The organism is Streptosporangium sp. DT93 (assembly GCF_049844535.1).
Taxonomy (GTDB): domain Bacteria; phylum Actinomycetota; class Actinomycetes; order Streptosporangiales; family Streptosporangiaceae; genus Streptosporangium.
Genome location: NZ_JBNCLF010000010.1, coordinates 279,491 through 301,770 on the forward strand (window position 1 = coordinate 279,491; position 22,280 = coordinate 301,770).

The 22,280-nt window shown below is 72.2% G+C and carries 15 protein-coding genes; 6 read left to right on the forward strand and 9 right to left on the reverse strand.

The features are described 5' to 3' along the window. Window positions 1–57: 57 nt before the first annotated feature. The 7 genes from ACLQ2R_RS22725 to ACLQ2R_RS22755 form a co-directional block, all read right to left on the reverse strand. Entirely contained in the window at window positions 58–2,787 is a 2,730-nt protein-coding gene (locus ACLQ2R_RS22725) for a beta-L-arabinofuranosidase domain-containing protein (protein ID WP_425962403.1), read from the reverse strand. Window positions 2,788–3,559: 772 nt separating this feature from the next. Then, the gene (locus ACLQ2R_RS22730; RefSeq protein ID WP_425962405.1) at window positions 3,560–6,415 is read right to left on the reverse strand and encodes a glycosyl hydrolase family 95 catalytic domain-containing protein; all 2,856 of its coding nucleotides are present in this window, start codon (window positions 6,413–6,415) and stop codon (window positions 3,560–3,562) included. A gap of 76 nt (window positions 6,416–6,491) precedes the next feature. Beyond that, window positions 6,492–7,514 (reverse strand): ABC transporter permease, encoded by a 1,023-nt coding sequence (locus ACLQ2R_RS22735; protein WP_425962406.1) that lies wholly within the window; start codon window positions 7,512–7,514, stop codon window positions 6,492–6,494. Then, window positions 7,507–9,060 (reverse strand): sugar ABC transporter ATP-binding protein, encoded by a 1,554-nt coding sequence (locus tag ACLQ2R_RS22740; protein WP_425962408.1) that lies wholly within the window; start codon window positions 9,058–9,060, stop codon window positions 7,507–7,509. The genes ACLQ2R_RS22735 and ACLQ2R_RS22740 overlap by 8 nt, the downstream gene beginning before the upstream one ends. Further along, entirely contained in the window at window positions 9,050–10,120 is a 1,071-nt protein-coding gene (locus tag ACLQ2R_RS22745; RefSeq protein WP_425962409.1) for a sugar ABC transporter substrate-binding protein, read from the reverse strand. Before ACLQ2R_RS22745 ends, ACLQ2R_RS22740 begins: the two co-directional genes overlap by 11 nt. After that, the gene (locus ACLQ2R_RS22750) at window positions 10,117–10,890 is read right to left on the reverse strand and encodes an SDR family NAD(P)-dependent oxidoreductase (RefSeq protein ID WP_425962410.1); all 774 of its coding nucleotides are present in this window, start codon (window positions 10,888–10,890) and stop codon (window positions 10,117–10,119) included. The genes ACLQ2R_RS22745 and ACLQ2R_RS22750 overlap by 4 nt, the downstream gene beginning before the upstream one ends. Continuing rightward, the gene (locus ACLQ2R_RS22755; protein WP_425962411.1) at window positions 10,890–12,245 is read right to left on the reverse strand and encodes an enolase C-terminal domain-like protein; all 1,356 of its coding nucleotides are present in this window, start codon (window positions 12,243–12,245) and stop codon (window positions 10,890–10,892) included. Before ACLQ2R_RS22755 ends, ACLQ2R_RS22750 begins: the two co-directional genes overlap by 1 nt. A gap of 307 nt (window positions 12,246–12,552) precedes the next feature. Between ACLQ2R_RS22755 and ACLQ2R_RS22760 the strand changes: the two genes are divergently transcribed. From ACLQ2R_RS22760 to ACLQ2R_RS22785, 6 genes are all read left to right on the forward strand, one after another. Next, window positions 12,553–13,332 (forward strand): FadR/GntR family transcriptional regulator, encoded by a 780-nt coding sequence (locus ACLQ2R_RS22760; RefSeq protein ID WP_425962412.1) that lies wholly within the window; start codon window positions 12,553–12,555, stop codon window positions 13,330–13,332. Further along, a complete protein-coding gene (larA, locus tag ACLQ2R_RS22765; protein WP_425962413.1) occupies window positions 13,329–14,609 on the forward strand; it encodes a nickel-dependent lactate racemase in 1,281 nt (426 codons plus the stop codon). Before ACLQ2R_RS22760 ends, larA begins: the two co-directional genes overlap by 4 nt. After that, a complete protein-coding gene (gene larB, locus ACLQ2R_RS22770; protein ID WP_425962414.1) occupies window positions 14,606–15,508 on the forward strand; it encodes a nickel pincer cofactor biosynthesis protein LarB in 903 nt (300 codons plus the stop codon). The genes larA and larB overlap by 4 nt, the downstream gene beginning before the upstream one ends. Then, on the forward strand, window positions 15,505–16,686 hold the full coding sequence (larC, locus tag ACLQ2R_RS22775) for a nickel pincer cofactor biosynthesis protein LarC (protein WP_425962416.1): 1,182 nt from the start codon (window positions 15,505–15,507) through the stop codon (window positions 16,684–16,686). Before larB ends, larC begins: the two co-directional genes overlap by 4 nt. Next, window positions 16,683–17,510: a hypothetical protein gene (locus ACLQ2R_RS22780; RefSeq protein WP_425962418.1), complete on the forward strand. Its 828-nt coding sequence runs from the start codon at window positions 16,683–16,685 to the stop codon at window positions 17,508–17,510. The genes larC and ACLQ2R_RS22780 overlap by 4 nt, the downstream gene beginning before the upstream one ends. 303 nt (window positions 17,511–17,813) lie before the next feature. After that, window positions 17,814–18,086: a hypothetical protein gene (locus ACLQ2R_RS22785; RefSeq protein ID WP_425962420.1), complete on the forward strand. Its 273-nt coding sequence runs from the start codon at window positions 17,814–17,816 to the stop codon at window positions 18,084–18,086. Window positions 18,087–18,644: 558 nt separating this feature from the next. Here ACLQ2R_RS22785 and ACLQ2R_RS22790 read toward each other — a convergent pair. Both ACLQ2R_RS22790 and ACLQ2R_RS22795 read right to left on the reverse strand, forming a co-directional pair. Next, window positions 18,645–20,990, reverse strand: a complete 2,346-nt coding sequence (locus ACLQ2R_RS22790; RefSeq protein ID WP_425962422.1) for an NEW3 domain-containing protein — start codon at window positions 20,988–20,990, stop codon at window positions 18,645–18,647. 75 nt (window positions 20,991–21,065) lie between these two features. Continuing rightward, window positions 21,066–22,259 (reverse strand): mandelate racemase/muconate lactonizing enzyme family protein, encoded by a 1,194-nt coding sequence (locus ACLQ2R_RS22795; protein WP_425962423.1) that lies wholly within the window; start codon window positions 22,257–22,259, stop codon window positions 21,066–21,068. Window positions 22,260–22,280: the final 21 nt, after the last annotated feature.

Consider the following 22,280-nt stretch of genomic DNA (forward strand, 5'->3'; position numbering starts at 1 on the left):
CGCGCGCCACGCCGTGGAGGCGAGGACCGGAGGGTGGACCGGCGGCGGGCGTCCCTCCTACAGGAATCTCCAGAGGTTGTTGTTCGAGCCGTTGTCGTCGGCGAGCACGACCTGCGCGCCCTGGGCGGTGCCCGACAGGCCGAGGACCCGGCCGCCGTTGGCGCACTGGATGCGGAAGGTGGCGTTGCCCCCGTGGCGCAGACGCCAGCGGTGGTCGCTGGTGCCGTTGTCGGCCCACTGCATGACCCGGGAGCCCGCCGCGGTGGCGGCGTTCTCCACCCCCAGCACCTTCTGGCTGTTGGAGTTGCGCAGGCGCAGGTAGCCGCCGGTGTCGACGACGGCGGTCCAGAGGTGGTCGGCGGTGCCGGTGTCGCCCCACTGGACGACGAGCCCGCCGTCGGCGGTGGACATGTTGGTCACCCCGAGCACCATGCCGGTCGCCACGTTCTGGATGCGGCGCGCCCCGTTGGGCATGAACCGCCACTGGTTGTCGGCCGAGCCGTTGTCGGAGTCCTGCACCGCCTGGGCGCCGTTGGCGGTCGAGCCGTTCTGGGTGCCCAGCAGCTTCGAACTGTTGACGTTGCGGATCTTGACCGAGCCGTCGCCGACGTCGGTGACCGTCCAGCGGTGGTCGGCGGTGCCGTTGTCGGCCCACTGCATGACCCGGGCGTTGTCGGCCGTCGACATGTTCTCCACGCCCAGCACCTTGCCGCTGTTGACGTTGCGGAACCGCAGGGCGTTGCCGTCCACGATCGGCACCCAGTCGTGGTCGGTGCTGCCGTTGTCGGTCCACTGCAACGCCAGGCCGCCGTCCGCGGTCGACATGTTCTGGATGCCGAGCGCCAGCCCGCTGGCCGCGTTGATCAGCCGGAAGCTCGCCGTGCCGCCCCCGTTGCCCTGCCCGGTGGCGTTCCAGTAGACGACGTAGTTGTGGTTGGCGGCGTCGTAGAACGGGCCCAGGTTCACCGTGGCCCCGTTGGCCGTGGCCGTGAACGCCAGCGCCGAGGTGCTGGTCCGGGTGATCGTCGAGGGGGTCAGCGTCGGCGTCGACGACAGGGAGGTGTTGCCGTAGTTGCCCGACAGCACGACCGGGCCGTAGGTGACGGCCTGGATGTTGGGGTTGTCGTTGGCGGCCTTCATGATCACCCGCATCGGGAGCTTCACGGTGACCGTGTCGCCCGACGCCCAGGACCGGGTGATCGAGGCGTAGGTGCCCGGGGTGGTGACGATGTCCTGCTGGACGTCGTTGACGCTGATCGTGGCGCCCTGGGTCCAGCCCGGGATGCGGACCTGCATCGTCCACGACCCGCTGACGTTACCGGTGACCTGCAGCGACGTGGTGTCGCTCACCGGGTACGACGTCGTCTGGGTGACCGTGATGCCGCGCTGGGACCAGTCGAGCGTGGAGGGGGCGAACAGGTTCACGAACAGTGTGGTGTCGTTGTGGAAGTAGATCGAGTCCATCAGCTTGGTGTTGGTCTCGATGCCGGTGCCCTGGCAGCACCACATCGAGTTGTAGTCGGTGGTCCACGTGCCGCCGCCCCAGGCCGGGCCGACGCCTCTCCTCCCGCCGGGGTTGAGCGGGGTGAAGTAGGTGACGTGGCCCCGGCTGTCGGCCGGGTTCTGCTGGCCGATCAGGTGGTTCATCAGGGCGTTCTCGTAGTAGTCGAAGTAGTCGGCCCGGTTGGGCGACAGCGTCCACAGCTCCCGGGTGAGCTTGAGCATGTTGTAGGTGTTGCAGGCCTCGCCGGTGTCCCTGGCCAGGTGCGCGGCGATGGCGTTGGGGGCACGGAAGTGCTCGGCCTGGCTGTTGGAGCCGTTGACGTAGGTGTGGGCGTTGATCGTGATGGCCCAGGCGTTGGCGGCGATGTCGCGGTAGCGGGTGGTCCCGGTCGCCTTGTACTCCCGTGCGGCGCCGATCCACTTGGGCACCTGCGTGTTGGCGTGCTTGCCGTTGAGCTGGTCCTGGTTGGCGGCCAGCGGGTCGAAGATCGCGGCGTGGTCGAAGCGCCGCGCGACCGTCAGCCAGCGGGAGTCCCCGGTCATCTGGTACAGGTCGGTGAGCACGGCGTTCATGCCGCCGAACTCGGTGCCCAGCATGGACTGCATCTGGCCGGAGGACAGGCGGCCGGTGCGGGTGTCCACCCATCCGGCGAGGGCCAGCAGCACGCTCCTGGCCTGGGTGTTGCCGATGTGGCGCCACACGTCCAGCAGCCCGGCGAGGGTCTTGTGGATGCAGTAGTAGGGCACGTTGCCGTTGCTCAGCGTGCGGTTCTCCACCGCGGTGATGTCGGACTCGGGGAAGCCCGACAGGTAACCGGCGGTGAACCCGGCCGCGCCGTTGTTGGCCTGGCACTTGGCCAGTTCGGCGACCATCTGGTTGGCCTTGTCCCGGCAGGTGGTGTCCCCGAGCACGGCGTAGGCCTGCGCCCAGGCCGTCAGGAAGTGGCCCTGCATGTGGGACCGGAACGGGAAGCTGGGGGCGTCCCAGCCGCCGTTGGCCGCCGCGCCGTTGGTGGACAGGCGGTGGTTGGCGCGGAAGACGTACATCAGCCGGTTGACGTCGACGAAGCGCAGGTAGTTGAGCGTGCGGTTCTGGTTGTCCAGCCAGCGGCCGGAGGTCAGCCGGACCTGGCCGAGGTCGAACTCGTAGGCCGAGGCGCCGATCTCGGACCTGGCCCAGGGAAGCGCGGCCATGGCGGGGGAGGTTCCCACCACCTGACCGGCGGCCGAGAGCGCGACGGTCGCGCCCGCGGCCCGGAAGAGCTGGCGGCGGCTCAAGGACATGAGGAGGCTCCTAGGGGGTGCGGCGACCGGCCGGGGCATCGGGTCCGGCTGACCATTTCACGTGGTCAGGTCGCTGGGGCGTCGGGGGAGATCATGCCTCGCGAGAGATGTTAGCGTTAACATCCCTCGGGGCGATGTGAGGTGTCAGGGGAGTCGGCGCCTCCGTGGCGGGCGAGCGTCCACGGAGAGGGGGTGTCCGGCGTTCCGGGACCGGTCGGGACCGGGACGGCCGCCGTCGGTTGTTATCGCTAACATTCGTGATTCCCAGATCGTCATGGCCTGCTCCCGGGAGAGGGTGTGTCGCGAAGTACATCCGACCGGTCGGCCGGCGTCAACGAGCCTTGGCACTCGCCGGCCCCGGCGTCGTCGTCGGCGCGCTTCCCGCCTGGACATTCGTCCGGAGGAAGATCTCCCGGCGATGCCCGCACAAGTGAAAATTTCACAGATGTGACAAGATGGCAACCATAAGTTTCAGACTCATTTCCGCCGGCTCTCGCGGCCCGGTCACCGTCCTGGCCAATGGCCCGGGTGATGTCCCGGTCGAAGTCCCGGCCGGAGTGCCGGTCATCGGGTGTGAGGGCCCTCCCCGCGCGAGCGGCTTCCGCCGCTCGCCGGATCGGTGGCCGGACCGCTCGCCCGGGGGGACCCGTTCCCTTCCGGGCGATAAGCCTGCTCATCCGAGGACGTCCGGAGCGCCGTCACCGGACGTCCTCGATCTGTCCCCCGCCGTGGCCGAGCGCGCGAGGACCGGGCCGGGACACGCCGCCGGCCGTCACACGCCCGTAACGGTCCACTGGTTGTTGGTGTTGGTGTTGGGCGCCCACATGGCCACGGTGGAGCCGGCGGTGGCGTTGCCCATACCGTCCAGGGCCGTGCCGGTGCCGCGGTTGATGATCTGGTTGCGGCCGTTGCCCACGCTGTTGAGGCGCCACTGCTGGTTGTTGCCGCCGTTCCAGGCCGACTGCCGGGCGACGGCGCCGTTGGCGGTGTTGCCCCAGCTGTCGATGACCATCCCGTTGGTGCGGTTGACGATGCGGTACCAGCCGCCGCCCAGGTCGACGAGCTGCCAGTGCAGGTTGGTGCTGCCGTCGTTGTTCCACTGCTTGAGGTTCGACCCTGAGGCGACATTGCCGCCGCTGTCCAGGGCCAGGCCGGTGGTCCCGTTGGTGATCCGCACGTAGGTGGGCTGCGGCGCGCCGGTCCCGGTCAGGCGGTACGTGCGGCCCGCCTGGCCGGTCAGCGCGACGACGTCGGACTCGGGCTTGGTGACGGTGACGGCGGCGCCGCTCTCGGCGTCGACCACCTGGTAGGTGCCGGTGAAGATCCGGTTGCGGACGTTGACGGTCCCGTCGCGGTCGAACCTGACGAGGATCTCGGTGGCCGCGCCGGAACTCCACGTCGTGTCCACGGTGTAGCCGCCACGTCCCCGCAGGCCCCGCACCTTCCCGGCCGGCCAGGCGGACGGCAGTGCCGGGAGCACGTGCAGCTCGCCGTTGTGGCTCTGCAGGAGCATCTCCGCGATACCGGAGGTGGCACCGAAGTTGCCGTCGATCTGGAACGGCGGGTGCAGGTCGAACATGTTCGGCGCGAGCCGGGCCGTCGTCACCAGCAGCCGGATGAGGGTGTGCGCGCGGGCGCCCTCCTCCATCCTCGCCCAGTAGTTGATCTTCCAGGCGAGCGACCAGCCGGTCCCGTCGTCGCCGCGCAACTCCAGGGTCCGCCGCGCGGCGTTGTACAGGGCGGGGGTGCCGCGCTTGGTGATCTGGTTGCTGGGGTGCAGGCCGTAGAGATGGGAGATGTGCCGGTGGGCGGGCTCGGTCTCGATCCAGTCGTACAGCCACTCCTGGATGTTGCCGCGCGAGCCGGTCTTCATCGGAGGGAGCCGGTCGCGGGCGGCCAGGACGCGCGTGCGGAAGTCGGCGTCGACGCCGAGCGCCTGGGAGGCCTTGGCGCAGCCGTTGAACAGGTCGCGCAGGATCTGGTTGTCCATCGTGGGGCCGGCGCAGACGGTGACACCGCTGTGGTGGGGCAGCTCCGGGGAATTGGACGGGTTCGTGACCAGGAATCCCAGGCTCGGCTCCTGCACGAGGGTGTCGAGGAAGAACTGCGCGGCACCCTTCATCGCCGGGTAGTACTGCTGGAGGAACGCGAGGTCGCCGGTGAAGGTGTAGTGCTCCCAGATCAGGGTCGCCAGCCACGCGCCGCCGGTCTGCCACATGCCCCACTGCGCGCCGTCGACGACGGAGGTGGCCCTCCAGGCGTCGGTGTTGTGGTGGGTCACCCAGCCGCCGGCGTTGTACTGCACCTGGGCGGTGCGGGCGCCGGTGACCGTCAGATCGTTGATCATCGCGAAGACCGGGTCGAAGCACTCCGACAGGTTCGTCGTGTCGGCCGGCCAGTAGTTCATCGGCAGGTTGGCGTTGATGGTGTACTTCGAGTCCCACGACGGCGCCAGCGAGTCGTTCCAGATGCCCTGCAGGTTGGCCGGCTGGGTGCCGGGCCGGGAGGAGGAGATCAGCAGGTAGCGGCCGAACTGGAACAGCAGCACCGAGAACTGCGGGTCGTTGACGCTGTTGTGCTGCGCGATCCGCACGTCGGTCGGCTGGTCGGCCGCGGAGGTGCGGCCCAGCTCCAGCGTCGTGCGCCCGAACAAACGCTGGTAGTCGGCCACGTGCCGGGCGCGCAGGTCGGTGAAACTCCTGGCGACGGCGGCGTTGAGGTGCTGGCGCGCGATGCCCTGGTAGTCGCCGCTGACGTCGCGGTAGGTGCGGTAGCTGGAGCCGATCGAGATCAGCACCGTCACGCTGTTGGCGCCCGTCACCTGCAGCGTGCCGTTGGAGCTGCTGACGCTGCCGCCCTCGATGACGGCCTTGGCCAGGCCCAGGAACCGCACCGCGCCGGTCTTGCCCTCCATGGTGCCCGAGACGCCGCTGAGCGCCACCGTCGTGCCGTCCGGGCTGGACCGCGTCGTCTGCTGCGGGCTGTCGAACGTCCCGGAGAACGAGATCGAGCCCGCCCTGTCGGCGGTCAGGCGCATGACGATCACCTGGTCCGGCGCGCTCGCGAACGTCTCGCGCTGGTAGCGCACGCCGTTCTTGAGGTACGACACCGTCGTGGTGGCCGTGGTCAGGTCCAGGTAGCGGACGTACTCCGAGACCCCGGAGGTGTTGCCGAACGCGAGCCGCAGGTTGCCGACGGTCTGGTAGGCCAGCTGGCCCGCGGGGCTGCCGAGCATGTTCTGGTCGATCAGGGTCTGGGCCTGGCCCCACTGGTTCTGGAAGACCAGCTGCCGGATCTGCCCGAGCGCTCCCGCGCCCCTGGTGTTGCTCTGGTCGTAGGGGCCGCCGGCCCAGACGGTGTCCTCGTTGAGCTGCAGCCGCTCGGTGTCGACGTTGCCGAACACCATGGCGCCCAGGCGGCCGTTGCCGATCGGGAGCGCGCGCAGCCAGTCGGTGCCGGCACTCTCGTCGTACCACAGCGCCAGGTCGCCGGCGGCGCTCACCGCCGGAGGGGGCGCCGAGGCGGCCCGCGCGGCCGCCGTCCACTGCAGGGGTAACAGCACGGAGCCGGCTCCGGCCGCTCCGATCTGCATCAGTCGCCTGCGTGACAGGTGGTTCTCGTCGGACATGTCGTTCCCATCGGTAGGGGGTGTGGCGCGTGGAAGTGCCAGGACGGAGGAACGGGAGGGGAGAGTGAGAGGCGGGTTATTCCTGGACCTTGCCTCCGGTCAGCCGGGACAGGATGAGGGCGATGAGGATGATGGCGCCGTTGAGGGCCTGGATCCACTGGGCGGGCACGCCGGCCAGGGTGAGAACGTTCTGGATCATGTAGAGGAGCAGGATGCCGGTGAACGCGCCGAACATGGTCCCCTTGCCGCCGTTGAGGCTGACGCCTCCGATGACGGCCGCGGCGAACACGGTGAAGATGGCACCGTCTCCCTGGGAGGCGGCCACCGAGGCGAGGCGCCCCGACAGCAGCAGGCCTCCGAGGGCGGCGAGCAGGCTCGCGCCCACCAGGGCGGTCCACAGCACCCGGCCGGTGCGGATGCCGGCCGCCCTGGCCGCGTCCACGTTGCCGCCGATGGCGTACAGGGCGCGGCCGTAGCGGGTGAAACCGAGCAGCACGACGCCGGCGGCGAACAGCAGCAGGCACAGCCAGATCGAGGCGGGCACGCCGAGCCACAGGGCCGAGCCGAGGTAGAGCATCGACGGCGGCAGGTTGAAGAAGGTCTGACCTCCGGAGACGCCGGTGAGCAGGCCGCGCAGCACGATCAGCATGCCGAGGGTGACGATGAAGCCGTTGAGCCCGAACCGCACGATCAGCAGGGCGTTGACCGCGCCGATCAGCGCGCCGACGGCCAGGGTGACCGGGATCGCCCAGACGCCCGACAGCACACCCAGCCCGGCGCCCGAGCCGACGGCGACGGTCAGCCAGGCGGCCACGCCCGGCGCGAGCCCGAAGGTCGACTCCAGCGAGAGGTCCATCTTGCCGGCGACCAGGACGACCGTCTGCGCCATGACCAGCAGTGACATCTCCGACATGGTCTGCAGGATGTTGATCAGGTTGTCGGCCTGCAGGAAGATCGGGTTGACGATCTGGCCGACGACGGCGATCACGACGATCGCGGGGATCAGCGCGAGGTCGCGCAGCGCGGCCAGCCGCACCCGTGGGCGTTCCCGCCGGGGGGCGGCGCTCTCCGGGGCGGGCGCGCGGGTCTTCTCAGACATCGGGGGCGTCTGGGACGTCTGGGGCGTCGGGGACATCGAGCCGGACTCCTTCCATGGCCGCCACCACGTCGTGGTCGTGCCAACCGGCGGCCATCTCCGCGACGAGACGGCCCTGGAACATCACCAGCAGCCGGTCGCACAGCCGCAGGTCGTCGAGCTCGTCGGAGGCGATCAGCACGCCGCTTCCCCCGGCGGCCGTCTCCTCGACCTTGCCGAGCAGGAACTCCTTGGACCTCACGTCCACCCCGGCGGTGGGGGTGATCAGTACGAGCAGCCGGGGGCCGGAGGCCAGCGCCCTGGCCATGACGACCTTCTGCTGGTTGCCACCGGACAGGCCCGTCACGGGCAGGCCGGGGCCGGGGGTCTTGATCGCCAGGTTGGTGATCAGGGTCCCGGCCAGCCGGTCGCGCCGCCGGCCGCTGATCAGGCCGGCCTCGCCGAGCCGTTCGGGGACGGTCATGGTGGCGTTGTCGGCGATCGACATCATCGGGACGAACCCCTGGTGATGCCGGTCGCGAGGGACGAGGCCGACACCCGCGGCGAGCGCGTCGGGCACGCTGCCGGGACGGGGACGGCGGCCGGCGACCTCGACCACGCCCGCGTCGGCCGCGCGCAGCCCGGCGACGGTCTCGGCCAGTTCGGTCCGGCCGCTGGCCGCCGCGCCCGCCAGGCCGACGATCTCACCGGCCCGGACGTCGAGGTCGATCTCCCGGTAGGCGTCGCCGTAGGACAGGCCGCGCACGCCGAGCACCTCGCCGGCGCCGGCGGGCACGGGCGTCCGGGGGAGTGCCGCGGTCAGGCCGGTGGCCTCTCCCGCCATCGCCGCCACCAGCTCGGCGCGCGTCAGGTCGGCCACCGCGGTGGTCAGGATGTGCCGGGCGTCGCGGAAGACCGTGACCGTGTCGCAGATCTCGTAGATCTCCTGAAGGTGGTGGCTGATGAACAGGAACGTCACCCCCTGCTCCTGCAGAGCGCGGACGCGGGTGAACAGCCGGGCGATGGCGGCGGCGTCGAGCTGGGCGGTCGGTTCGTCGAGGATGATGAACCGGGCGCCGAAGGACAGCGCGCGGGCGATCTCCACGAACTGCCGCCGCTCGACGTCCAGCTCACCGGCCGGCAGGCGTACGTCGACGTCCACCGACCAGTCGGCGAGCAGCGTGGCCGCCTTGCGCCGCAGCGCGCCCCAGCGGACCAGCCCGAACCGGTTCAGGTCGTGGCGGTTCAGGTAGAGGTTCTCCGCCACGGTCAGCTCGGGGATGATCGTGGACTTCTGGTAGACGCAGGCCACCCGCCGCCGCCAGGCGTCGCGGTCGGCCGGGCGCGGGGCGGGTTCGCCGCCGAACCGCACCTCGCCCTCGTCGGGCGACGTCAGGCCGGTCAGGATCGAGACCAGGGTGGACTTCCCGGCCCCGTTGCGGCCGACCAGGGCGTGGGTCCGGCCGGGCATGACCTGAATCCCGGCGCGGTCCAGCGCGACGGTCTCGCCGTATCTCTTGCTGACGCCCACCGCCTCGACGACGGGGGCGGGCGCCGGGTCAGCCGCCAAGGTTGTTGCCCCACAGCGAGGAGTCGTCCGCCTTGACGCTCGGGACGTCGCCGAAGGTGGCGCCGTCGGCGGTGACCAGGGGCGCGGAGAGCTGGTCCTCCAGCAGGCCGGGACGCACCTGGACGATGGTGCTGTCGTGGTCGGTCGGGCCGGGCGCGTACGTCTTCCCGGCGATGGCGGCCTTGGTGTACTCCAGCGCGTACCTGGCGTACTGGTCGGCCGGTTGCGAGACGGTGGCGTCGATGTTGCCGGCGGCGATCTCCTTCAGTTCCTGGGGGATGCCGTCGTTGGAGATGACGAAGACGTGCTTGGGGTCGGCCGGCGGGACCAGCAGGCCGCGCTGCCTGAGCAGCTGGAGGGTGCCCGCCAGGGCGAAGCTCGACTGCATGTAGACGCCCCTGATGTCGGGGTGGGCGGTGAGCTGCGTCTGGAGCTTCTGCGAGGCGACGGCGCCGTCCCAGTTGGTGGCCTCGCCGAACACCGTGATGCCGGGGTAGTCGGCCTTCATGCACTCGTTGAACGCCTCGGTGCGGTCGCGGCCGTTGATGGAGGCCAGATCGCCCTGGAGCATCACGACCTTGCCCTTGCCCGACAGCTTCTCGCCGAGGAACCTGCACGCCTTCCGGCCGTAGGCCCGGTTGTCGGCGCGTACCACCATGTAGGCCTCGCCCTGCTCGGGGCGGGTGTCGACCATGACGACGGGGATCTTCTTCGCGGTGAGCTGCTGGAGGGTGGGGGCCACCGCGGCGGTGTCCTGCGGCGCCAGTACGAGGCCCTTGACGCCCTGGCCGATGAGGCTCTGCACGTTGGCGGTGAGTTTGGAGATGTCGTTCTGGGAGTTGGTGGTCTTCAGCTCCAGGCCGTTCTCGGCGCCGAACCGGGGGACGTAGGTGATGAAGGAGTTCCAGAAGTCGGTGTCGGAGCGGGGGTAGTCCACCCCGACGACCGGCCCGCCGCCCCCCGGGGCGGCCGCCGTGCCGCCGCCGCCGTCGCCCCCGCAGGCGGCGGTCAGACCGGCCGCCAGGGCGACGGCCGCTCCCAGGGCGAGTCCTCGTCTCATGGTCGTTCCTTTCCTGTGCTCGGTCGCGGCCGGAGGCCGTGCATGCCGCCGTCCACGGCCAGGTCGGTGCCGGTGGTCGAGCCGGACAGGGGACTCGCCAGGTAGGCGATGGCCTCGGCCACCTCGTCGGCCGAGACCAGGCGGCCCATCGGCTGGCGGGCGGCGAGCGCCCGGCGCTCCTCCCCGGGATCGGGGGCGGCCTCCAGCAGCCGGCTCACCCACGGGGTGTCGGCGGTGCCGGGGTTGACGCAGTTGACGCGGACGCCGTCGGCGACCAGGTCGGCCGCCATGGCCCGCGTCATGGACAGCACCGCGCCCTTGGTGGAGGAGTACAGGACCCGCTGGGGCAGCCCGGCGGTCGCCGCGATGGAGCAGGTGTTCACGATCGCCGCGGCCCGTGAGGCCCGCAGGTACGGCAGCGCCGCCCTGGCCACCCGGACCATGCCGAACACGTTGACGTCGAAGACCCGGCGCCACTCGTCGTCGTCGTTGTCCTCGATCCCGCCCTGGGCGCCGATCCCCGCGTTGTTCACCAGGACGTCGATGCCGCCGAGCCGCTCCGCGGCCTCGGCCACGGCGGCCCGCACCGACGCGTCGTCGGCCACGTCGGCCCGCACCTCGAGCAGGGGCTCGGGCACGCCGGAGTCGCCGGGGAACAGGTCGAGGCAGGCCACGCGGGCCCCCCGCCCGGCCAGCAGGGTCGCGGCGGCCAGGCCGATGCCGGAGGCGCCGCCGGTGACGACGGCCGTGAGCCCGTCGAAGGTGCCCATCACGCCACCTCCCCGGCGTCGACGGCCGTGAAGGTCGTGCCGGCCGTGTCGGAGGTCGCGCCGGCGGTCCACCGGGGGCCGTGCGGGTAGGCGTACTCGGCGCGCGACGCCGGGTGCATCTCGCCGCCCCCGCCCGGTTGCAGGGGGGCGACGTAGCGGCCGTCCGCGATCACCACCGGTTCGGTGAAGTGCTCGTGCAGGTGGTCGATGTACTCGATGACGCGGTCCTCGACGGTGCCGCTGACGGCCACGTAGTCGAACATCGCCAGGTGCTGGACCATCTCGCACAGGCCGACGCCGCCCGCGTGCGGGCACACCGGAACCCCGAACTTGGCGGCCAGCAGCAGGATGGCGATGTTCTCGTTGACCCCGGCGACCCTGGCCGCGTCGAGCTGCAGGACGTCGATCGCGCCCGCCTGCAGGAACTGCTTGAACATCACCCGGTTGTGGGCGTGCTCGCCGGTGGCGACCCTGATGGGCGCGACCCGCTCCCGGACGGCGGCGTGGCCGAGCACGTCGTCGGGGGAGGTGGGCTCCTCGATCCAGTACAGGTCGAACTCGGCGAGCGGGGCCAGGCGTTCGATCGCCTGGCCGACGTTCCACGCCTGGTTGGCGTCCACGGCGATGCGCACGTCGGGGCCGACCGCCTCGCGGGCCAGCCGCACGCGCCGCACGTCCTCGGCCGGATCGGCGCCGACCTTCAGCTTGATGAGGCGGAACCCGTCGGCGACCGCCTCCTTGGCCAGCCGGACCAGCTTGTCGTCGGTGTAGCCGAGCCAGCCGGGGGTGGTGGTGTAGGCCGGATAGCCCTCGGCGAGCAGGCGGGCGCGGCGCCCGGCGCGGCCCGGTTCGGCGTCGCGCAGGATGGCCAGCGCCTCCTGCCGGGTGAGCGCGTCCTCCAGGTAGCGGAAGTCGACGACGTCGACGATCTCCTCCGGCGACAGCTCCGACAGCAGCCGCCACAGCGGCTTGCCCGCCCTGCGCGCACGAAGGTCCCACAGGGCGTTCAGCACGGCCCCCGCCGCCATGTGGATGACGCCCTTCTCCGGCCCGAGCCAGCGCAGCTGGCTGTCACCGGTGAGCCGGCGAGACACCCCGCCGAGATCGCCGAGCACCTCCGCCACCGGCCGTCCGGTGACCAGCGGCGCCAGCGACTCCACGGCGGCGACGGCGATCTCGTTGCCGCGCCCGACGGTGAAGGCGAGCGCGTGCCCCTCCTGCCCGCCGCCGGTCCGCACGATCACGTAGGCGGCGGAGTAGTCGGGCTCGGGGTTCATGGCGTCGGAACCGTCGAGGTGCCGGGAGGTGGGGAACCGGATGTCGTGGGCCTCGACCGCGGTGATCAACTCCGTCACGGTGCCCCGCTCTGGCGATGGGTGCGCACGAAGGTCTACCTCCAGCGAATGTTTCCGGACGGTGAAGAAATTTTCACCGCATGGACATGGGATGTCTTTGTAATCCGCCGCACGCGACCTGTCCAGACCTGTCAGCGAAATACCGTAAATATGATGAAAAATCTGAATATTTCAGACCTCCCCGCGCGTACGTCACCCACGTCCGCCTTGCGGTGGACCGGCCTCTCGCGCGAACATGGGATGTCTGTTATGTTCCCGCGGTGACCCGCATACCGACCGAGTGCTCCCGCGACCGGAGGTCGTGCCCATGTCCCTGACCGACGAGGCGATCTCCCGCATCCGGGCGCTCGTCCGGTCGGGTGATCTTCCCCCCGGGGCGCGGCTCCCCCCCGAGCACCAGCTCGCCGCCCAGCTCGGGGTCTCCCGCAACCCGTTGCGCGAGGCGGTCAAGGCGCTGGTCGTGGCCCGGGTGCTCGACGTGCGGCGGGGCGACGGCACCTACGTCACCAGCCTGGAGCCGCGGTTGCTGCTGGAAGGGCTGGGGCTGGCCGTCGAACTGCTGCGCGACGACACCCTGCTGGAGATCGTCCAGGTGCGGCGGATGCTGGAACCCGCCGCGACCGCGCTGGCCGCGTCCCTGATCTCCGCCGGACAGCTCGCCGAGGTCGGCGAGCACCTGGCCGCGATGCGCGCGGCCCGCGACGACGTGGAGAAGCTGAACCACCACGACGCCGCCTTCCACCACGCCGTGGTGCGGGCGGCCGGCAACGAGACGCTGTCCACCCTGCTGGAGGGGATCTCCGGCCGTACCCTGCGGATGCGGGTGTGGCGCGGCACGGTCGAGGACGGCAGCTCGCACACGACCATCGCCCAGCACGAGGCGATCTACAACGCCCTGGCCGCGGGTGACGCGGCGCTCGCCCAGGCGGCGGCGCTGGTGCACATCGGCACGACCGAGACGTGGCTCCGCTCGGTGCTGGAGAACGTGGAGGCCCCCGCGGCCGGGGCCGGCGGCGATCGGGCCCCGGCCGGCACCGGGATCGCCGGCGGGCTCTGGCCGGAGCCCGCCGAGGAGGAGACACGATGAGGATCCGCCTGGCCTACGGCGAGACCGGCCTGACGATCGAGTTGCCCGACGAGGCCACCACGGTGGTGACCCCCGTCCACCACGCGGCCGTGCCCGACCCGGCGGGCGCGCTTCGGGCGGCCCTGCGCGACCCGGTGTCCGGGCCGCCGCTGCGCGAGAGGGTACGGCCCGGCCAGAGCGTCGCCATCTCGGCCTGCGACATCACCCGCCCCCAGCCGCGCCACCTGATGATCCCGGCGATCCTCGACGAGCTCGACGGCGTCGTCGACCCGGACGACGTGACGATCCTCGTCGCGACCGGCACCCATCGCGGCAACACCGAGGCCGAGCTGCGCGCCATGTTCGGCGACGCGGTCGTGGACTCCGTGCGGATCGTCAACCACGACGCCCGCGACACGGGATCGCTCACCTACCTCGGCCGCTTCGGCAAGGACGTGCCGGTGTGGCTGAACACCGCCTGGGTCGAGGCCGACGTGCGCATCACCACCGGCTTCGTGGAGCCGCACTTCTTCGCGGGCTTCTCCGGCGGGCCCAAGCTGGTCGCCCCCGGCCTGGCCGGGCTGGAGACCGTGCTCACGCTGCACGACGCCGCGCGCATCGGCGACCCCCGGGCCACCTGGGGAGTGATCGAGGGCAACCCCGTGCACGACGACGTGCGGGCCATCGCCGAGGGCACCGGGGTGACCTTCGCCCTCGACGTGATCCTCAACCGGGACAAGGACATCGCGGCGGCGTTCGGGGGCGACATCCTGCCCATGCACGCCGCCGCCACCGACGCCGCCCGCCGGGTCGCCATGCGACGGGTCGAGGCGCCCTTCGACGTGGTGGTCACCACCAACTCCGGCTACCCCCTCGACCAGAACCTCTACCAGTCGGTCAAGGGCATGTCGGCGGCGTTCCAGGTGGTCCGGCCGGGCGGCGTGATCGTCTGCGCCGCCGAGTGCCGCGACGGCTTCCCCGACCACGGCTCCTACCGTGAGGTGCTGGCCTCGGAGCCCTCCCCGAGGGCGCTGCTCGACGCGATCGCCGCCCGGCCGGTGACCGTCCCCGACCAGTGGCAGGTGCAGATCCAGGCGCGCATCCAGGCGGGTGCGCGGGTGGTGATGCACACCTCCCACCTCGGTGACGCCGACCTGGCGGCCGCGCACCTGGAACGGACCGCCGACATCGAGGCCACGGTGGCCGAGGCGCTGGCCGCCGCCGGGCCGGGCGCCCGCGTGTGCGTGCTGCCGGAGGGCCCGCAGACCATTCCCTACCTGTCCGGCGGCCGGGCATGAGCGAACGCGCGACGGACACGACGGACACGGCCGACACGGTGGACGCGACGGACACGACGGACACGACGGACACGACGGACGCGGTGGACGCGGTGGATCTGGGGTTCGTCCGGGTCGACGTGGACCGGGAGGCCCGCCAGGGGACGCCCGAGGTCGTCTACGGGCCGGGCAAGACCGCCGGGGAGATCGCCGCCATCGTCTCCGTCCTGCTCGCCCGCAACACCGGCCCGGTGCTGGTCACCCGGGCCGAGGAGGCGGTCGCCGGGCCCGTCCTGGGGGCCGTGCCGGACGGGTCGTACGACCCGGCGGCGCGGCTGCTGGTGTGGCGACCGGTGGCCGTCGGCGCCTTCGCGGTCGCGGTGGTCACGGCGGGCACCTCCGACGGGCCGGTGGCGGCCGAGGCGGCGGCCGTGGCCCGGGCGCTCGGGCTGGACGTCACCGTGATCCGCGACGTGGGCGTGGCCGGCATCCACCGGTTGCTCGCCGAGACCGGACGGCTGCGCGCGGCCGACGCGGTGATCGTCGTCGCGGGCATGGAGGGCGCGCTGGCCAGCGCCGTCGGCGGGCTCGTGGCGGCACCGGTGATCGCCGTGCCCACCTCCGTCGGGTACGGCGCGGCCCTGGAGGGTGTCACCGCCCTGCTGGCGATGCTGTCCTCGTGCGCCGCCGGCCTCACCGTGGTCAACATCGACTCCGGCTTCGGTGCCGCCATGGCCGCCCACCGGCTCGCCCGCACCGCCGCCCACCACGCCGCCCACCACGCCGCCCACCACGCCGCCCACCACGCCGCCCACCACGCCGCCCACCACGCCACCCCGTCCTCGTTCCCGTCCGCCACGGCCCCCTCCGCCCCGTCCCCGGCGGGTGCGGAGGCGGCGGAGCCGGGAGGAGGAAGGTGATCTGCTGGATCGACCCGTTCACCGGGCTGGCGGGGGACATGCTGCTGGCGGCGCTCGTCGACGCCGGGGCGCCGCCGGACGGCATTCGCGCGGCGGTCGGATCGACCGGCCTGACCGGGTGGGAGCTGACGGCCGGGCGGGTGCTCACCCACGGGCTGACGGCGACCCGCGTACGGGTCACGGTCACCGACACGGCCACCGAACGGCGGGCGGCCGAGCTGATCTCCATGGCCGGGTCCGCCCGGCCGGAACCGGTCGCCGCCCTGGCCACCGCCGCGCTGCGGGCGATCGCCGAGGCGGAGGGGACGATCCACGGCGTCGACCCCGGCCGGGTGCACCTGCACGAGCTGGGCGGCCACGACGCGCTCGTGGACATCGTCGGCGTCGCCGCCGCGCTGCACCTGCTCGGCGTCACGGCCGTGCACTGCGCCCCGATCCCCCTCGGCACCGGCACGGTGACCACCCGCCACGGCGTGCTGCCCGTACCGGCCCCCGCGACCGCGGTCCTGTTGCGGGGAGCCATGGTGACCGGCAGCGACCTGCCAGGGGAGACCGTGACCCCCACGGGGGCGGCGCTGCTGCGCGCGATGGAGGCGCGCTACACCCCGCCGCCGGCGATGACCCCGGTGGCGACCGGCTACGGCGCGGGCACCAGGGAGCTCCCCGACCGCCCGAACATCGTCGCCGTCACCCTCGCCGAGCCCGCCCGCGACGCCGGCACCGAGCCCCTGGTCGTCCTGGAGACCAACCTGGACGACGTCACCGGCGAGGTCCTCGGCCACACCATCGCGCGGGCCCTCGACGCCGGGGCCCTGGACGCCTGGGCCACCCCGGCCGTCATGAAGAAGGGACGGCCCGCGCACGTGCTGCACGTGCTGTGCCGCCCCGCCGCCGTAGCGGCCCTGCGCGGGCTGGTCCTGGCCGAGACCGGCGCGCTCGGCGTACGCGAGATCGCGGTCGAGCGCACGGCCCTGCCCCGGCACACCACCGAGGTGGACCTGGCGGGCCACCGCGTGCGGATCAAGCACGGGCCCCACTCGGCCAAACCCGAACACGACGACGTGGCCGCCGCCTCGGCCGCCCTCGGCCTGTCCCTGCGCGAGACGGCCGCCCGCGCGCTGCGGCTGGACCGCGAACGGCGCCCGGCGCGGCCCGCGCGGGAGGAAGGACCGGCATGACCCCCGATGCCAAGATCGACGCGCTGCTCGACCGGCTGGCGGCCCTCGGCTCGCTCGCCGTCGCCTTCTCCGGCGGCGCCGACTCCGCGCTGGTGCTGGCGGCGGCGGTCCGGGCGCTCGGGACCGGGCGGGTGCTGGCCGTCACGGCGGTCTCCGACAGCCTGGCGGCCGAGGAACGCGACATGGCCCGGGGGTTCGCGGCCTCCCTCGGCGTCCCGCACCTGCTTCCGGCCACCGCCGAGGCGGCGAACCCCGGCTACCGCGCCAACGGCCGCGACCGCTGCTACTTCTGCAAGTCGGAGGTGCTCGACGTGATCGGCCGGGTGGCGGCGGAGCACGGCTTCGCGCACGTCGCCACCGGCACCAACGCCGACGACGCCGTCGACCCGTTCCGGCCGGGCATCAGGGCCGCCGACGAGCGCGGGGTGCTCGCCCCGCTGCGCGACGCCGGCATGACCAAGGCCGAGGTGCGGCGGGCCGCGAGGGCGTGGGACCTGGTCACCTGGGACAAACCGGCCGCGCCCTGCCTCGCCAGCCGGGTCGCCTACGGCGTGGAGGTGACGCCGGCCCGGCTGCACCGGATCGAGACGGCCGAACGGGCGGTGCGCCACCTGCTGGCCCGGGCCGGCCTGCCCGTCACCGACCTTCGGGTCCGCGACCTCGGCGACCGGGTGCGGGTGGAGCTGGACGCCGCCCTGAGGAGCCGGGCCGCCGCCCTGCCGGACCTGGTGCCGGCCGTACGCGAGGCCGGCTTTCCCGGCGCCGAGGTGGAGGTGGCGGACTTCCGCTCCGGAGCCCTGAACATCGAGCCGCTCCGCCCGTGACCGGCGCGTCACATCGCCGCCGGGGGAGACGGCGGGGGAGACGGTGACCCGTCCGGCGTCCCGTCCTCCCGCGGCGGGGAGGGCGCGGCCGGCGCCGGCGCCCTTTCAGGCTCTGGCCCGCTCTCGATGACGTGGTGACGGAGCGTGGACATGGGCACAGGCAGTAGAGACCTTGAACCGTGACCAGCCGGTATCCGGCGTTGTGGGCGCCGTGGCCGAAGGTGAGGTCCTCGGCGAGGCCATCCCGTTCCGAGCCCCGGCAGGCGCCTGCCGTCCGCCTGCGTACCGGGGCATGCTGGAGCCATGACTGATGACCGGTTAACCACCGCTGTCCGCGAGTTGATCAACCGATACGATCCCGAAGGCCTGTTGGGCATGGGGGCCCCCGACGACGAATACGACTCCGAAGTGCGTGATCTCACCGCTCTCGTGCGTGGTAGGGAAAAAATCACCGCTGGCGTCGTCGGCTCCGTCTGGAACCGGTGGTTCAACGACGTCTCCGATTGGTGCACCCGGCAGCCCGGGCAGGTTCGTGAGGTCGCGGCTGCGCTGGAGGACCTTCGTGGCCGGCGATAGCTTTCCGGCCTTCCCCGATGGCAGGCGCCTTGCCGGAAAGCGTCACGGCGATCGGTGACGCCCGGACCCACTGGCACAACCGGCTCTGACCCACTCCTGAGGGTCGAACGACAGAGCGTGATGGGGTGCTGGCGGAGTACGCGAATTCGGATCACAGGGCGGCTCGCCGCGGAAGAACCGGCGCACCTCCAACTCGACCGGGACCTGCCGTCCACCCGCCGCCAGGCCCCCGGCATCCGCCGGTAGCGGCCGTGCACCCGGGTTGGGGGGCGGCCACAGCGCGGGCATGCAGCTTCGGCCGCCACGGCCCGCGCCGTGATCAGCGGGGTGTCACCTCGGTCCTCAACTCCCCGGACACGCGTGTCCTTGAGCGCGGAACACAACAGACGGGGGCAGCAGGCATCGTCGCCTGCCGGGGGAGGCAGCACGATCGACTCCATGGCCGCTCGTTGATGATCGGGTTCTCGGCAAACCGGATCCTTGACGAGCGGCCGCTCGCGCGTGCGGCCCGTTACGAAATCGCGAGCAACGACGGCATGCGCCCAGCACTCTCCGAACTCACCCTGAGTTACCGATCACCCAAAGTGAGTCGGAGCTCCTTTTCAGGACGTGGCCGGTCCCATCGGCCCGGAAGGTCACCGATGCCCTGACGGGCAGGTGGCCGGCCGGGGGCGTGAGCGGCTCGGACCCCGTGATCCTCCACGTCTCGGTGTCCGAGGCGCCGGGAGGCAGCGTACGTCTCACCGGCCCGCCGGCGCGTTCGGCCCGGCCCTCGGGGACGGTGATCGAGACGGTCAGGCCGGTGACCGGGCGGTCGCCCAGGTTCTTCACCGTGACGGTGACGGTGGCCGTGTTGCCGTCGCCGCCGGGGGGAGGGCCGGCCGCGAGGAAGGCGCCGACCGGGGGGCGTCGCGGGTCGGGAGCGCCGCGCCAGGGGCCGGTGGGGCCCGCGTCGTAGATCACCTGACTGGCCTCGATCGGGAGGTTGTCCCCGTCGACGACGACGGTGCCGCGGACGACGTTGCCACGGTCCCCGTCGACGACGCCGGTGACGGTGGGATCGGTCACGTGGTTCCCGGTCAGCGTGAGGTCGCCGGTGTGGTTGCCGTCCCGGGTGTTGGCGTGCGCCCACGCTCCCGCGGTGTCGGCGAACACGTTGCGGCTCACGCTCAGGTACCGGGAGCCCTCGTCGAAGTACAGGCCGTACTGCCCGCTGTTCTCGCAGTGGTTCTCCTCGACGACGCCGCCGGGTATCGCCGAGAGCGTGTAGATGCAGCCGGCCTCGGACAGCGTCCGCACCACGTCGCTCACATGGTTTCCCACGACGCGGACGTCGCTCAGGGTCGTCGGCGTGTCGTGGACCGGCCGGAAGTCGTAGAGCCCCCGGGCGAGGTAGTCGGGGCTGCCCCCCGGGTCGTTGGCGCCCCAGCCGTAACCGATCCCGATGCCCATGTAGGGCATGCCGGAGACGTGGTTGTGCTCGACGGCCAGTCGCGTGACATAGGTGGCGAGGATCGCGGCCTGGTCCAGGTACTCGAGCGCGGTCGCGTGGACGCGGTTGTCGCTGATCACGATGTCGCTGTTGACCATGCGGGGGTCGGACGGATGGTGCGCGTCGGTGCGTACGCCGCCGACCACGATGCCGCCGCCGGAGCTCGCGGTGAACGTGCACCCCACGACCGAGATCCGGCGCGCGCCCAGTCCCACGCCGGTGGCGTGGGCATCGGCGTCGTTGCCGATGCCGAGCCCGACGGAACCGAGGTTGACGAAGGTGGCCCCGACGAACGCGACGTCCTCGGCCGCCGACACCTGTACCGCCGCGGGCGCCTGCGACCAGCCGTCGCGGGACGCCTCCAGGCCCGCGCAGCCGCAGGAGCAGGAGGTGAACGCGTCGGCCGGCCGGTCCGGCTGGACGCCGCCGATGAACACGCCGGTCTGCTGGTTGGCGTACCCGTCGGGCGAGCCGGGGCGCAGCCAGGTGGTGCCGGCGAAGGTCAGGCCCTCGAACCGCAGGTCGTGGGCGGGCTCGTCGTAGGTGCCGCCGACCTCGACCAGCGTCTCCAGCCGCGGCAGCTCCACCCGGGCGCGCGAGAGGTCCTGCCCAGGAAGGGGCTTGTAGTAGAGCGTTCCCGCCGTGGTGTCCAGATACCATTCGCCGGGCTCGTCCAGGAAGCTTCTTGAGTTGAGCAGGAAGAACCTCGGCGTGCGGAACGGGGCCTGGACGGTGTCGTAGCCGTAGGTGTTGTTGTCCCAGGCCGGTTGCCGCATGACGACCGTCGAACCGGAGATGCTCCGCACCGGCGCGAACCGGTTGGTGAACGACAGCATCGCCTGGAATTCGACGCGCTCCTGGTCGGGCAGGGCGGCCAGGTGCGCGAGGCCGGGGTCGTCGAGGGTGAAACCGGTCGGGGTCAGCGTGATGTCGCCGGGAGCCAGCTCGATCCGCGCGCGCCGCGCCGGGACCCCGTCGACGTAGAGCTGGCGGCTGTCGAACCCGGTGCCCACGTGGGCCCTGTGGACGCCCGTGAGGGCGTCCCCGGTGCCGTCGGTGCCGTCGGGCTCCCATCCGGTGACGGGCCTGGAGCCGCTCAGCACGGGTGTGGCGCCGCGCGCCGCCTTCCAGGTCACGGTGTGCCCGTTCCGGCCGGAGTCGGCGGCGCCGAAGCGCAGCGGGAGGGCCGGCCGGTGGGTCCCGTCCAGGAGCACGACGGTGACGTCGCGGTCACCCCCGGCCGCGGCCGCGCGCGCCCGCCGCTGTGCCTCCTCCGGCGTCGCCAGTGGCCGGTCCGCGCTCCCCGGCCCCCTGTCGTCGGCGTTCCCGGCTCCACAGGGCGCGACCACGATCGTGTGGCCGCCCCGGGCGGCCTCCGCCCGGGGCGAGGCCGGCGGACGTCCGTGCGGCACGGGTGACGGACACACGTGGGTTCCCCTCCTCGGGTCCGAAATGCATCGTGGACGGCAGGCACCGGACGCCGGCGCTCACCTCGGCGTCCGGTGCCTGCCGTCCACGAGCAGGGGGGCGAGCATGCGCTGCCGCTCGACGTGACCGTTGTCGGACACCGACAGCAGCCGCCGGCCGGCCTGTTCGGGCCGGACGCCGGGGCCGTCGGCCGTCAGGGTGCCCGGCCGGCGGGTGAGCCCCCCGATGGCGTCCTCGTCGATCACGAGGCCCAGGCCGGGCGAGTCCCCGAGCAGGAACGCGCCGCCCTCGACGCTCAGGTCGACCGACACCCCCACCGGCGGCCGCAGGTCCTGCAGCTCGCTGACCATGTGGTTCGGCACCGACGTCGCGGCGTGCAGCAGACCGACCGGGATGTTGCCGATCGGGCTGACCGGCAGGTCGTGGGCGTGCGCCAGGGCGGACACCCGCAGGAAGTGGGTGACCCCCCAGACCGCGGCCGTCTGGACGATGTCGACGGCCCCCGCGGCCAGCAGCGGACGGTACTGCTCCAGCCCGGTGAGGTTCTCCCCGGTGGCGACCGACGCGCGGATCCCGCGGCCGACGACGGCCAGGCCCTCGGCGTCCCAGCGCCGGACGGGCTCCTCGATCCAGATGAGATCCAGGGTGCGCTCCAGCTCGTGCACGTGCCGGATCGCCTGCTTGCGCGACCAGGCCTCGTTCACGTCGAGCATCAGGCCCGGCCGGGTGCCGCGTGAGGCCTCGGTCAGGACCTCCTGGACCAGCGTCAGGCGGTGCCGGTCCCGCTCGATGTCGAGGCCTCCCTTGATCTTGGCCGCCCGCAGGCCGTGCCGGGCGTAGACCTCGTACGCCGAGACGAGCTCGTCGTCGGTCAGGCCGATGTCCAGGCCCGAGGCGTAGGCGGGAACCCGTCTGTCGCGCCCGCCCAGCAGGCGCCAGAGCGGTTCACCGGCCGCCTTCGCCTTGATGTCCCACAGGGCGGTGTCGAGCGCGCCGATGGTCCCGAACACCGCGCCCGCGTGACCCGCCTTGAAGGTCTGCCGCAGCATGCGGTCGTACAGCGCCGTGACGCCGCGCGGGTCCTCGCCCTCGATGGCGGCGAAGACGCCGTCGAGCTCCACGTGCGGCCCGATGCCGACACCGGTGATCCCCTCGTCGGTGTCCACCATGATGATCGAGATCGGAACGGTCCCGTCGGCGTAGACGCCGTTGGCGTCACCGACCGGGCGGTCCCATTCCTGGACCGTCGTCAACGTGCGATACCCCGAGATACG

Coding starts and splice junctions, on each gene's coding strand:
- ACLQ2R_RS22780 (WP_425962418.1), top strand. CDS start 16,683: ATGACCCCCGATGCCAAGATCGACGCGCTGCTCGACCGGCTGGCGGCC.
- larA (WP_425962413.1), top strand. CDS start 13,329: ATGAGGATCCGCCTGGCCTACGGCGAGACCGGCCTGACGATCGAGTTG.
- ACLQ2R_RS22735 (WP_425962406.1), bottom strand. CDS start 7,514: ATGTCTGAGAAGACCCGCGCGCCCGCCCCGGAGAGCGCCGCCCCCCGG.
- ACLQ2R_RS22745 (WP_425962409.1), bottom strand. CDS start 10,120: ATGAGACGAGGACTCGCCCTGGGAGCGGCCGTCGCCCTGGCGGCCGGT.
- ACLQ2R_RS22760 (WP_425962412.1), top strand. CDS start 12,553: ATGTCCCTGACCGACGAGGCGATCTCCCGCATCCGGGCGCTCGTCCGG.
- ACLQ2R_RS22785 (WP_425962420.1), top strand. CDS start 17,814: ATGACTGATGACCGGTTAACCACCGCTGTCCGCGAGTTGATCAACCGA.
- ACLQ2R_RS22750 (WP_425962410.1), bottom strand. CDS start 10,890: ATGGGCACCTTCGACGGGCTCACGGCCGTCGTCACCGGCGGCGCCTCC.
- ACLQ2R_RS22730 (WP_425962405.1), bottom strand. CDS start 6,415: ATGTCCGACGAGAACCACCTGTCACGCAGGCGACTGATGCAGATCGGA.
- larB (WP_425962414.1), top strand. CDS start 14,606: ATGAGCGAACGCGCGACGGACACGACGGACACGGCCGACACGGTGGAC.
- ACLQ2R_RS22725 (WP_425962403.1), bottom strand. CDS start 2,787: ATGTCCTTGAGCCGCCGCCAGCTCTTCCGGGCCGCGGGCGCGACCGTC.